The sequence below is a fragment of the Microbulbifer epialgicus genome (assembly GCF_041447265.1).
In the GTDB taxonomy this organism is placed as follows: domain Bacteria; phylum Pseudomonadota; class Gammaproteobacteria; order Pseudomonadales; family Cellvibrionaceae; genus Microbulbifer; species Microbulbifer epialgicus.
The window spans coordinates 39,694-52,622 of record NZ_JBGMEK010000012.1 but is presented as its reverse complement, the minus strand read 5'-3'; the positions used below and the strand labels follow the sequence as shown (position 1 = coordinate 52,622).

Genomic DNA, 12,929 nt, shown 5'->3' with positions numbered 1-12,929 from the left:
TGTTACTTCCCCAAGCCAAACCATGATATCAATACGCGGAGCTGCTTCCGCTTAATACTAATTACGCGACATCACACGCGACCAGAAAGAAAAATCCTTACTTACCTGCAATTTCGCTCAATATTTCCTGTAACGCCCTGAGCGGGTTCGCAGCTGCGGTAATAGGTCGACCAATGACGAGGTAGTCGGCCCCCTGGGAAATAGCCTCTGAAGGGGTCAATGTTCGCCTCTGGTCTCCCGCATCACTTCCCGTCGGGCGAATACCAGGAGTCACCAATACAAAGTCTGAACCACAAACCTTCTTCAATTCCTGCGCTTCACGTGCAGAACATACGACTCCATCGAGGCCACAGGATTTCGCCTTGGAGGCCAGGTCGATTACTTGCTCTTTCAGTGGCTTGGCAACTCCAGTTGCAGCCAGCTCTTCCGGGGTAGTGCTTGTCAGTACGGTCACCCCAATCAGCAAGGGTTTACTATCACCAAACTCTTTTAATGCGTCAGATGCCGCACTCATCATGCGCTCACCACCACTGGCATGCACGTTAACCATCCAGACTCCCAGGCGCGCTGCAGCCTTAACGGCGGAGGCAACAGTATTTGGGATATCGTGAAACTTTAAATCTAGAAACACTTCGAAACCGCGCTCAACCAGGGCGCGGACTAATTCCGGACCCGCAATGGTAAACAGCTCTTTTCCAACTTTAACCCGGCATAGAGCGGGATCAAGTTGGCCAGCCATAGCCAGCGCAGCATCGGTATTGTCATAGTCAAGTGCAACAATGATTGGAGAGGAGACTTGGGAGTGCAAAAAAAACACCTCATTAATTTTTGAATTACTCAATGACCGCCGGCAAAGCTATCTGGAACAACCACCTTGCGTTTACGGTTATTCGCCTTCGATACCCTTGACCGAGCGAACAGAGTCCCAGTGCTTACAACTGGGGCATAGCCAGTGCAACTGGTTGCCGGAGAAACCACAGTTGCTGCAACGATAGTGGGGACGGCTTGCGATCAACTGGTCGATTAGCGTTTTAAGCAGGGACAAGTTTTCCTTTGCCCTACCCTGTGCCGTGCCGATATACAGGTCAAGAAATCGCCCAAGACCCCGCAAGGATGGGCGCAGGGCCAGCTGCTCTCCCATAAATGCGGCAGCAGCGGCTTCACTGTCCTGCGCCTGAATACGCTCAGTCAATGCGATCAACACACTATTTGATGGACACTCCTTGAGAAGGGACTCCAGGTAGCGATCCAACCCCTTGCCATCCCCCAGCTCGCCGTAGCAAGTGATCAATAACTCCAGAATCTCCGGGATGTAATCCGGATTTTGCTTGGGAATTCTCTGTAAAACTTTAATGGCATCGCGCTGCTTACCAAGCAGATACTCGAGGCGAGCCCAGAGAAGGCAGGCCCGAACCGAGCTGCGATCATACCCTAAAGCGGCATCAAGGTGCTTGCGCGCACTGAGATAATCCTTACCTGCTATTGCCTCTTCTGCCAACTCACAGCAAAAATGGGCCTGCACAGGTGCCCAATCTGCGGATAAACGCTTAAATCGCCGACCATGCAAGAGATTGACGGCATGGATAGCTTTGGCCCATTCCCGTTCATCCCTATAGACTTCCACCAAATGCTCAAGACTGGTTGCGCGCAGCTCCTGGGAAGTCTCCACCAGCTCTTGCAGAAGGCGCTCAGCCCGATCGAGCCAACCGGCAGCGATATAGTCACAAGCGAGTTCAAATTGCGCCTTATGCTGACTTTGCCGAGCTAAGCTCGGGCGTGCCAGCAAATTCTGGTGCACTCTTATAGCCTGATCATACTCACCCCGCCTACGCAGGAGATTACCCAATGCCAAATGTGTATCAAAGGTCGCAGGGCTGACTTCAAGGGAATCAATAAACTTGTCGATGGTATCGTCGTGGCTTTCACTCAACAGGTAGTTGAGCCCTTGTGCGTAGGAGCGAGCCAAGGACTCCTCCCGCTCACTAAAATCCGGCTTTCTCTTGGAGCTGCCCCGGCCCAACACCCAACCTATGGCGACGGCTGCCAGCAGGAAAAAGAAATAAGCAAGATCGAGCAAGTCAGTCTCCAGAAACCTTTCGATGGGCAGCCTGAAGCTCTCGCTCCAGTTTCTTCAACTGTTTATTCAATCCCCGCAGACGGCGGCGCTGTGAAAAGAGTGGCAGCAGGTTTGCCAGAAAACCCAACAAGACTCCCAGTAGCAACATTCCGATCAGCCAGACTCCCACACTGCCAGAAAATGGGGAATATCCAGCGATAACCGGAGAAATAATCTGGGGGTTTTCCACTGCGATATAGATGCCGAGGACGACACACAAAAGGGCGAGGAAGCCAAGAATAACGTGCATCAACCAGCGCAAAAATGACAAGGGAACCTCCACGTTCCACTGAAAATGGCTATATTAATCAGCCACACAGGCGTTCCGGGCAAATTATACGACCTATAACCGGCCTCTCTCCAGCCCAGTTACTTCAGGTAGGCAATCATACCTCGATACCAGCTTCGTCGAGCATGCTGCGATTAACTCTGTCACGCAGCTCCTTACCCGGCTTAAAATGAGGTACATATTTGCCCGCCAAATCAACAGCGTCCCCTGTCTTAGGGTTTCGCCCGGTACGCGGTGCCCGATAGTGCAGCGAAAAGCTACCGAAACCGCGTATCTCTATACGTTCCCCCTGAGAGAGGGCATCAGACATGCTGTCCAACATCACCTTAACTGCCAGCTCCACATCCTTCACTGGCAGCTGATCCAACCTCAACGCAATCCTTTCGATCAGTTCGGATTTGGTCATGTGCCCCACTACCTTTGTAAGTCATTGATTATTCTGGAGTAGAGCACCAATCATCTAATAGAAAGCCGAACTGGGCAACCCCAGTCCGGCTTTCGAGTCGCTCCAAACGCTTCATCTGGAGCTATGAACACACAAAAGTGATTAGTCTTTGTTGTTCATCTGCGCCTTGATCAGGTCACCGATAGTTGCAGGCTGAACCTGTTCAGACTGCTTCTTGCTGTGATCCTTGATGGCTTGCTTCTCGTCATCCTGATCTTTGGCTTTGATAGACAGGCTGATCACGCGGTTCTTGCGATCCACACTGGTGATCTTAGCCTCTACTTCTTTACCTTCTTTCAGGACGTTGCGAGCATCTTCCACCTTGTCGCGGCTGATTTCAGAAGCGCGCAGAACACCTTCAACTTCATTCGCCAGGGTGATTACCGCTTGCTTAGCATCCACTTCCTTAACAGTACCGGTTACGATGCTGCCACGATCACTGGTAGTTACGTAGTCGGAGAAGGGATCGGACTCCAACTGCTTGATACCCAGGGAGATGCGCTCGCGCTCGGAATCGATACCCAGGATAACAGTCTCGATTTCGTCGCCTTTCTTGAACTTGCGAACAGCTTCTTCGCCAGCTTCGTTCCAGGAGATGTCGGACAGGTGCACCAGACCGTCGATGCTGCCGTCGAGACCGATGAAGATACCGAAGTCAGTGATGGACTTGATCTTACCGGAGATCTTGTCGCCCTTAGCGAATTTACGCGCGAAGGCATCCCACGGATTTTCCTGACACTGCTTGATACCCAGGGAGATACGACGACGCTCCTCGTCGATATCCAGGATCATCACCTCTACCTCGTCGCCCACCTGGACAACTTTGGATGGGTGGATGTTCTTGTTGGTCCAATCCATTTCGGAAACGTGTACCAGACCTTCCACACCTTCTTCCAGCTCGGCGAAGCAGCCGTAGTCGGTCAGGTTGGTTACAACCGCCTTCACGCGGCTGTTTTCCGGGTAACGCTGCTTGATGGATACCCAAGGATCTTCGCCCAACTGCTTCAGGCCCAGGGATACACGGCTGCGCTCGCGGTCGAACTTCAGTACTTTTACTTCGATCTCGTCGCCAACGTTCACGATCTCGCTCGGATGCTTGATGCGCTTCCAAGCCATATCGGTGATATGCAGCAGGCCGTCGATACCGCCCAGGTCTACGAAAGCACCGTAGTCGGTCAGGTTCTTCACGATACCCTTGATGCTCATGCCTTCTTGCAGGCTGGCCAGCAGTGCTTCGCGCTCTTCGGAAGTCGCAGCTTCCATCACTGCACGGCGGGATACAACAACATTGTTGCGCTTGGCATCCAGCTTGATGACCTTGAACTCGAGCTCTTTACCTTCCAGGTGCGCAGTATCGCGAACCGGGCGAACATCAACCAGAGAGCCGGGCAGGAACGCGCGGATGTTGGCAACGTCGACAGTAAAGCCACCCTTAACCTTGCCGCTGATAACACCTTTAACCACTTCGTCAGCTGCGTGAGCTGCGTCGAGGATCTTCCAGGCTTCAGCGCGCTTGGCTTTTTCACGGGACAGACGGGTTTCACCGAAACCGTCTTCAACAGCTTCCAGGGCAACCTGCACTTCGTCGCCCACCTGCAGCTCAACTTCGCCTTTGTCGTTGGCGAACTGTGCGGCAGGGATAACGCCTTCAGACTTCAGGCCCGCGTGAACGGTTACCCAGTCTTTGTCTACGTCAATTACAACACCAGTTACAATAGCGCCCGGTGCCATTTCGACGCTTTTCAGGCTCTCTTCAAATAGATCAGCAAAGCTCTCGCTCATTACATTACCTATAGTGCTGGGTCCAGCCGTTGGTAACTGTTGAGTTTAGTCAACCGCCAGCCGTGACCCCAACCGCGTTGCCAGCACGCGGGTCGGATTACAACAACGGCCGGGCAATTCTGGCAAGACCCGGCCGCTATCGTTAGAAAACTGATTAATACTGGTTATCGCGCCTTCAGGATTGGATTCGCGCCTGCACCAGCGCCAGTACCCGCCGTAAGACTTCCTCTATATCGACCCCAGTACTATCGAGCTCAACCGCGTCCTCAGCGGGAGCCAGGGGAGAGGCCTTTCGGTTCATATCCTGTGCATCACGGGCACGGATGTCCTCCAGCAGGTCGCGGAGGCTAACAGAAACCCCCTTCTCCCGCAACTGCGCCTCGCGCCTTCTGGCGCGCTCCTCAGCGCTGGCAGTCAGAAACACCTTGACCGGGGCATCGGGAAATACCGTTGTCCCCATATCGCGACCATCGGCCACCAAGCCTGGCGCCATACGAAAGTCCCTCTGACGTTGCAGCAGCGCCGCACGCACTCCAGGAATTGCAGCCACCGATGAGGCGGCCATACTCACCCTCTCCATACGAATGTCATCTGTAACTTCACGCCCCTCAAGCACCACACGCAACTGCCCCCCGTTAACCGCAAAGTGAACATCCAGGGACTTCGCCACCTGAGTGAGCGCCTCCTCATCCGACAGATCCACCGACTTATCCAGAGCAGCCAGGGCCGCAGCCCGATACAACGCACCGGAGTCAAGCAGGATAAAGCCTAAACGGTCCGCCAGAAGCTTGGCGATAGTGCCTTTGCCGGAACCACTCGGGCCATCAATTGTAACCACTGGGGGCAGCTTGTTCTTATCACTCATATCGTTCTTTACAACTCTACTTCTCAATTAGCCGCGCAAACCAGTAGCGCCAACCTTCATACCGCACCTGGCCATTAGGCCAGTTGTAGCTTCAAGCCAACACCAGTCGCCAGCTCGGCAAAGTTCGGGAAGGAGGTCGCCACGTTGGCGCAATGAAGGATGCGAATTGTATCCTTTGCACGCAACGATGCCACCGAAAATGCCATGGCAATACGGTGATCACCAAGACTGTCGACGGTTCCACCAGAGAATACGGCCTCCTCCTGAGCCCCCTGAATGACAATGCCATCGGGCGTTGTCCTAACCTCCGCCCCCAGCGCAGCCAATCCATTTGCCATTGCCTGGATACGATCGCTCTCTTTAACTCGCAGCTCCTCGGCTCCTGTCAGCACCGTTTCCCCCTCTGCACAGGCAGCAGCAATAAACAGCGCCGGGAATTCATCTATTGCCAGGGGCACCTGATCCTCAGGAATACGAATGCCCTTCAGAGGTGTATAGCGAACCGAAATATCCGCGACCGGCTCACCTCCCACCTCGCGAATATTCACCAGCTCAATATCGGCTCCCATAGCCCTCAAGATGTTAATCACACCGTCCCGAGTTGGGTTGATTCCCACATGCTCCAGAAGAATATCCGAACCAGGGGAAATGGCTGCCGCCACCATAAAGAAGGCTGCTGAAGAGATATCGGCTGGTACGTCAATATGACAGGCCTTAAGTGCACCGCCTCCACCTAGCGTTGCCTGCGCCCCATTACGCTCCACGGAATATCCAAACCCTTGCAACATTCGCTCGGTGTGGTCGCGAGTGGGCGCCGGCTCCACAGTGGACGTCTCGCCATCGGCATAAAGACCGGCGAGCAGCACCGCAGATTTCACCTGTGCACTGGCCATCGGCAAGGGGTAATGAATCCCCCTAAGTTGACTACCCCCTTTGATAAGAAGAGGCGGCCGACCCTCGGGCCCAGTTTCAATGATCGCCCCCATATCACGTAGCGGATTGGCAACCCTGTTCATAGGTCGCTTGGACAGGGACTCGTCACCAGTTAGCGTCACATCGAAATCCTGCCCTGCGAGCAAGCCCGCCAACAGGCGCATGGAAGTACCGGAATTCCCCAGGTACAGCGATCCCGGCGGCGCCTTCAAACCTCGCAGCCCCACTCCGTGAATAGTGACCCGACCATCGTACGGCCCTTCAATCACCACTCCCATATCGCGAAAAGCCTGCAGGGTTGCCAAGGCATCTTCACCCTCAAGAAAACCCTCCACCTCTGTAAGGCCCTCGGCCAAAGAGCCCAGCATTATGGAGCGGTGTGACATGGATTTATCTCCAGGCACCCGCAAACGGCCACTGACAGCTCCACTGGGCTGCGCGATAAAAGTAATTTCCTGTGCTTGCATAGAATCTGAGTACGCTTGTTTCGCCAACATTTTTGTGAAGTGGTCCCGAGCCGCCTTGGCGCGGGTAAATACACCCATAAGCGCCGCACTGTCGCCAGAGGCGATGGCACCACGCAGGGAGGAGAGATTGAGACTGTAGAGATCGATTGCCTTTAAAATGGCATCCCGGTTGGCAAGCATAATGTCACGCCACATCACCGGGTCACTGGAAGCAATACGGGTAAAATCACGGAAGCCGCCGGCAGCGTAGCGGAAGATATTTTCATTTTCCGCATCGTGGGCGAGGGTGTCCACGAGGCTAAAGGCAATGACATGGGGTAAGTGGCTAGTTGCCGCCAGCACCTCGTCATGCTCCGCCACGGGCATTTTCAGCACCTCGGCACCCGCAGCCTGCCATGCCTGCTCCACGCGCCGCAAATGATCATCACCGGTATTTGGGAGTGGGGTCAAGATAATGCGGTGATCGCAATAGAGGTCATCCCGTGCCGCCGTCACACCACTCTTTTCAGAACCCGCAATAGGGTGGCCAGGCACCAGGAAGCCAGGCACACAACCCCACACCCTTTCTGCCGCCCTGACCACACTGCCCTTCACACTGGCACCATCAGTGATCGTAACACCAGCTGGCATATACTCTTTGATCTGAGAAAACACGGATTCAACGGCGAGCGTAGGCACAGCCACGAAAACCAGATCACCCGGTTCCAGTTGCGGCAATATTTCCTTAAGGCGTGTACTGGCCCGATCGACTATGCCAAGCCTCACGGCGTCCTCACAGGTGCTCTCCTCAAGCGCGACGCCGATCACCTCGCGACAGACACTTGCGGCTTTTAAGGCAAGTGCAAAACTGCCGCCAATAAGGCCGACCCCGACAACCACAAGTCGACCAATTTGCGCTTTCCCCATCACAGCACACCACGGGGATAAGAGCCGAGCACTTTCAAGTCTGAAGCACAGGCGCCAATTTCTTTTAACGCCTCAGCAATTCCGCTGGTGTCACGATGCCCTTTAAAGTCGATAAAGAACACATAGGTCCAATTACCAGATTGGGATGGGCGGGTCTCAACCCGAGTAAGATCGATATTGTAGCGACGGAATGGCTCCAGCAAGTCGTGCAGAGCGCCCGGCTCATTTCGCATGGAGACCATCAAGGAGGTTTTATCATCACCGCTGGAGGGGACTTGCTGCGTACCGATAATCAAAAAACGCGTAGAATTGTCAGGACGATCCTCAATTTTCTCTGACAACACCTTCAACCCATAGAGCTCTGCCGCCATATCACCGGCAATCGCCGCAGCATTCCATTCACCTTTAACTCGTTTGGCTGCATCGGCATTACTGGAAACCGCTACCCGCTCCACATTGGGATAATGGGCATCCAACCACTTGCGACACTGTGCCAAGCTTTGCGCATGGGAATAAATGCGCGTAATGGATTTCGGACGGGTTACGTCTGAAATCATCAGGTGGTGATGGATACGCAACTCCACCTCACCACAGATACTCAGGTTGGAATTCATAAAGTTATCCAGGGTGTGATTGATCACCCCCTCGGTGGAGTTCTCCACTGGCACAACGCCGTAATTTACAGCGCCAGCCTCCACTTCACGGAATACTTCATCAATTGCCGCAAGCGGACGACTCTGGGCGGAATTACCGAAGTGCTTCAAGGTAGCCTGCTGTGTAAAGGTACCCTCAGGCCCCAGGTAAGCCACTTTAACCGGCTCCTCAAGGGCGAGGCAGGCGGACATAATCTCGCGAAACAGCCTCGCCATTTCCTCATCGGTTAAAGGGCCCGAGTTGCGCTCCATAGCCCGACGCAATACCTGGGCCTCACGCTCAGGCCGGTAGTAAAGGGCATCTTCACCAGTTGCCTTTTTCACTTCGGCAACCTCCAGGGCACAGCCGGCACGCTCGCTGATCAAGCGGGCAATCTCGCCATCGATTCTGTCAATTCGATTGCGCAGCTCCAGCAGGTGCTGGTCGCCACTTACAGTTTCCTCTGTCATTTGCCTATCTACTTTGTTTAGATGTCATCAATATTTAATGGGCCACTCAAGCTCGGCGTGCCTCGAAATCTGCCATAAACTTCACAAGTGCCTCCACTGCCTCCAATGGCACAGCGTTGTACAACGACGCCCGCATACCACCCACAGAGCGATGCCCCTTCAGATTCAACAGCCCGACTTCCTTAGCTTCCGCCAAGAACTGCTTATCCAAACTGTCATCAGCCAACACGAAAGGAACATTCATTCGAGAGCGGCTACCCTTCTCCACCGGGCTGGAGAAGAAATCACTGCTATCCAGATAGCGGTACAGCAGAGCGGATTTTTGTTCTGCCTGCTTTGCCATCGCCTCAACACCGCCCTGCGCCTTGAGCCACTGGAAAACCAACCCAGACAAATACCAGGCAAAAGTCGGTGGCGTGTTGTCCATAGAGTCCGCATCAGCCGCCACTTTCCAGCTCAGGCTGCGAGGGATATTTTCCATTGATCTATCCAGCAAATCCTCACGAACCAGGGCAACGGCGATACCTGAGGGGCCGATATTTTTCTGCGCACCGGCATAAATCACCCCAAATTTTTCCACCGGAAGCGGATGCGAAAGAATAGTCGAGGACATGTCCGCGACCAGCGGACAATCCACCTCCGGCACATAATCAAACTCGACACCGCTAATAGTTTCATTGGGGGTATAGTGTAGGTAAGCCGCATCCGGGCTTTGCCGCCAGCTATCTGCAGACGGGGCATAGCTAAAATTTCGGTCCTCACTGGAAGCAACCACGTTCACTTGGCCGTAGCGCCGGGCCTCCTTAATTGCTTTGGCAGCCCAGTGGCCCGAGTGGATAAAATCAGCTTTCTTGGAGCCAGCCCCAAAGAGATTCCAGGGCACCGCACTAAATTGTCCAGTAGCTCCGCCCTGAAGAAATAGCACCTTGTAATTGTCCGGTATCTTGAGCAGATCACGCAGATCCCGTTCAGCTCGTTCAGCTACCTCCATAAATTCTGGCGAACGGTGACTGATTTCCATCACTGAACAGCCGAGGCCGCGCCAATCGAGCAACTCCTGTTGTGCCTGCCGCAGTACCGGTTCCGGCAGCGCGGCGGGACCCGCGCAGAAATTAAACTTCCTCATGACCTGATTTCCAAAAACTAAAAATGGTTTCAATTACAACTAGATATGCGGACGCAAAAACTGCGTTTCAGGGAGACAGCTATCACGCTTTCAGACTTTTTTTAGGCTACCTAAGGCAAGAAAGGCCGCGATAATCGCAGCCTTTTATGATGGTAACGGGGTGGGTCACTCCGCCCCACCACTCTCGTCAACTTCACCCTCGGCCTCCTCAATGCGCCCCAGGCCGACAAGCTTCTCGCCACTCTTTAAGCGAATTACCCGCACCCCCTGGGTATTTCGCCCAAGAACGGATACTTCATCGACACGGGTGCGCACCAAAGTTCCCTGGTCAGAGATCAACATCATCTCTTCTCCCGGGTGTACTTGGCAGGCACCTACGAGAGCGCCATTCCGCTCGCTCTCGGCAATCGCAATTACCCCTTGAGTACCGCGCCCCTTGGTCGGGAATTCGCTTATGGCGGTGCGTTTTCCGTAACCATTCTCGGTGGCCATCATGACGGAACCACCTTCTTCAGGAATAACCATGGCAATCACCTGTTTCCCCTCTTGCATACGGATACCCCGTACTCCGCGGGAAACACGCCCCATAGAGCGGACATTAGATTCGGAGAATCGGGCAGCTTTACCGGCACTCGTCAACAGCAGCACGTCGCGCTCGCCATCGGTAACCGCAGTAGCCACCAAGCGATCTCCCTCTTCCAGTTCAATCGCACGCAATCCAACACTGCGCGGGCGAGCGAAGGCAGTAAGAGGTGTCTTTTTCACAGTGCCATTAGCGGTAGCGAAGAAGATAAAGTGGTCCTCGTCATACTCGGACACCGGCATCAGGCTACTGATGCGCTCACCCTCTTCCAAGGGCAGCATATTGACCACCGGGCGCCCACGAGAGGCGCGGCCAGCAGTCGGCACCTCATAAACCTTGAGCCAATAAACCTTACCCTTGTTGGAGAAGCACAGGATGGTGTCGTGGGAATTGGCAATCAGCAGGTGTTCGACAAAATCCTCGTCTTTTACCTGAGTTGCGGACTTGCCCATGCCACCACGGCGCTGGGCCTGGTAATCGGTCAAGGGCTGGCTCTTGGCATAGCCACCATGGGAGATGGTTACCACTTTATCTTCTGGAGTGATCAGGTCTTCAACCGTCAGGTCCTGGCGGGAAGCAACAATATCGGTACGGCGCTCATCACCGAAGTCTTTTGACAGCTGCTCCAACTCCTCGCGAATCACTTCCATCAGGCGCTCGAAGCTGCCGAGGATATGCAGATATTCAGCAATCTGCTCCAACCGGTCCTGGTATTCTGCCAGTAGCTTGTCGTGCTCCATACCGGTCAGGCGATGCAAGCGCAGCTCGAGGATGGCCTGGGCTTGGGCCGGCGATAAGTAGTAGGCATTGTCACGGAGACCAAATTCTTTCGGCAGGTCGTCCGGGCGGCAGGCATCTGCGCCGGCGCGCTCCAGGAACTGCTGCACATTGCCCACTGGCCAGCCCTTGGCCAACAACGCCTCACGAGCATCTGCCGGAGTAGCGGAAGATTTGATCAGCTCGATGACCGGATCGATATTGGCAATGGCAATCGCCAGACCTTCCAGGATATGGCCGCGTTCACGCGCTTTACGCAGCAGGTAAACCGTACGACGGGTAACCACTTCCTGACGGTGGCGAACGAAGTGCTCAAGCAGCTCTTTGAGATTCAATACCTTGGGCTGACCATCGACCAGGGCCACCATATTGATACCGAAGACACTTTCCAACTGAGTCTGGGAATAGAGGTTGTTCAGAACCACATCGCCCAACTCACCGCGCTTCAGCTCGATCACTACGCGCAAGCCGTCTTTATCGGATTCATCGCGCAGCTCAGAGATACCCTCGATCTTTTTCTCTTTCACCAGCTCGGCAATACGCTCAATTAGGCGCGCCTTATTTAACTGGAAGGGGATCTCAGTAACGATGATCGTTTCGCGATTGGTCTTGTCATCGCGGATGACATCCGCCTTGGCGCGCACATAGATGCGTCCACGGCCAGTGCGGTAGGCCATCAGGATACCGGCGCGGCCATTAATGGTTGCTCCAGTGGGGAAGTCCGGCCCGGGGATATACTCCATCAGGTCGTCGACTGTCAGCTCGGGATTATTGATCAATGCCAAACAGGCTTTGATCACCTCACCCAGGTTATGGGGAGGGATATTCGTGGCCATGCCCACCGCAATACCGGAGGAACCGTTGACCAGGAGGTTCGGCACACGCGAAGGCAAAACCTCCGGCATTTGCTCGGAGCCATCGTAATTGTCGACAAAATTAACGGTTTCTTTATCGAGATCAGACAGCAGCTCATGGGCCAGCTTGTCCATACGGATCTCGGTGTATCGCATGGCAGCAGGGCTGTCACCATCGATAGAACCGAAGTTACCCTGGCCATCTACCAAGGTGTAACGCATAGAAAACGGCTGCGCCATACGCACAATAGTGTCGTAGACCGCAGTGTCTCCGTGTGGGTGATATTTACCGATTACGTCACCAACGACACGCGCTGATTTCTTGTAAGGTTTATTCCAGTCGTTTTTAAGCTCGCTCATCGCGTAGAGCACGCGGCGGTGTACCGGCTTGAGGCCATCGCGTACATCCGGCAGTGCGCGTCCGACTATCACACTCATGGCGTAGTCGAGATAAGACTGCTTGAGTTCTTCTTCGATATTAATCGGAGAGATTTCTTTGGCTAATTCGCCCATGGCTTACGGCGTTCCTTTTATAGCGCGGGCATGTGTACTGAGCCCGGATAAGCGGGCGATTCTAGCATAGTTTGACGCCGTTGGAGGGGCACGGCCAAAAGGCGATAAGCCTGTTCCGGGCCCCGGTTGCTGCAATTGTGCTCTACCGCTAAAGTTAAACCCACTTTAAC

The 12,929-nt window shown here is 54.2% G+C and carries 10 protein-coding genes; all 10 read right to left on the bottom strand.

Translation table 11 applies throughout. The annotated features are described in order from the left end of the window. Window positions 1-97 precede the first annotated feature (97 nt). Window positions 98-808 carry an orotidine-5'-phosphate decarboxylase gene (pyrF, locus tag ACCI49_RS07695; protein WP_371838377.1) on the bottom strand — a complete coding sequence of 237 codons (711 nt, stop codon included), beginning with the start codon at window positions 806-808 and terminating at the stop codon, window positions 98-100. A 78-nt stretch (window positions 809-886) separates the two neighbouring features. Then, window positions 887-2,077: a lipopolysaccharide assembly protein LapB gene (lapB, locus tag ACCI49_RS07690; protein WP_371838376.1), complete on the bottom strand. Its 1,191-nt coding sequence runs from the start codon at window positions 2,075-2,077 to the stop codon at window positions 887-889. A gap of 1 nt (window position 2,078) precedes the next feature. Continuing rightward, window positions 2,079-2,387, bottom strand: a complete 309-nt coding sequence (locus tag ACCI49_RS07685; protein WP_371838375.1) for a lipopolysaccharide assembly protein LapA domain-containing protein — start codon at window positions 2,385-2,387, stop codon at window positions 2,079-2,081. 115 nt (window positions 2,388-2,502) lie between these two features. Then, window positions 2,503-2,811, bottom strand: coding sequence for an integration host factor subunit beta (ihfB, locus tag ACCI49_RS07680; RefSeq protein ID WP_371838374.1), 309 nt, complete (start codon window positions 2,809-2,811; stop codon window positions 2,503-2,505). A gap of 141 nt (window positions 2,812-2,952) precedes the next feature. Continuing rightward, window positions 2,953-4,632 (bottom strand): 30S ribosomal protein S1, encoded by a 1,680-nt coding sequence (rpsA, locus tag ACCI49_RS07675; RefSeq protein ID WP_371838373.1) that lies wholly within the window; start codon window positions 4,630-4,632, stop codon window positions 2,953-2,955. 175 nt (window positions 4,633-4,807) lie between these two features. Next, entirely contained in the window at window positions 4,808-5,497 is a 690-nt protein-coding gene (cmk, locus tag ACCI49_RS07670; protein ID WP_371838372.1) for a (d)CMP kinase, read from the bottom strand. Between the two features lie 74 nt (window positions 5,498-5,571). Beyond that, on the bottom strand, window positions 5,572-7,803 hold the full coding sequence (locus ACCI49_RS07665) for a bifunctional prephenate dehydrogenase/3-phosphoshikimate 1-carboxyvinyltransferase (RefSeq protein WP_371838371.1): 2,232 nt from the start codon (window positions 7,801-7,803) through the stop codon (window positions 5,572-5,574). Then, window positions 7,803-8,906, bottom strand: coding sequence for a prephenate dehydratase (gene pheA / locus ACCI49_RS07660; RefSeq protein ID WP_371838370.1), 1,104 nt, complete (start codon window positions 8,904-8,906; stop codon window positions 7,803-7,805). The genes ACCI49_RS07665 and pheA overlap by 1 nt, the downstream gene beginning before the upstream one ends. A 46-nt stretch (window positions 8,907-8,952) precedes the next feature. Then, a complete protein-coding gene (gene serC / locus ACCI49_RS07655) occupies window positions 8,953-10,032 on the bottom strand; it encodes a 3-phosphoserine/phosphohydroxythreonine transaminase (protein WP_371838369.1) in 1,080 nt (359 codons plus the stop codon). A 165-nt stretch (window positions 10,033-10,197) separates the two neighbouring features. Then, window positions 10,198-12,759 carry a DNA gyrase subunit A gene (gene gyrA, locus ACCI49_RS07650; protein ID WP_371838368.1) on the bottom strand — a complete coding sequence of 854 codons (2,562 nt, stop codon included), beginning with the start codon at window positions 12,757-12,759 and terminating at the stop codon, window positions 10,198-10,200. Window positions 12,760-12,929 lie beyond the last annotated feature (170 nt).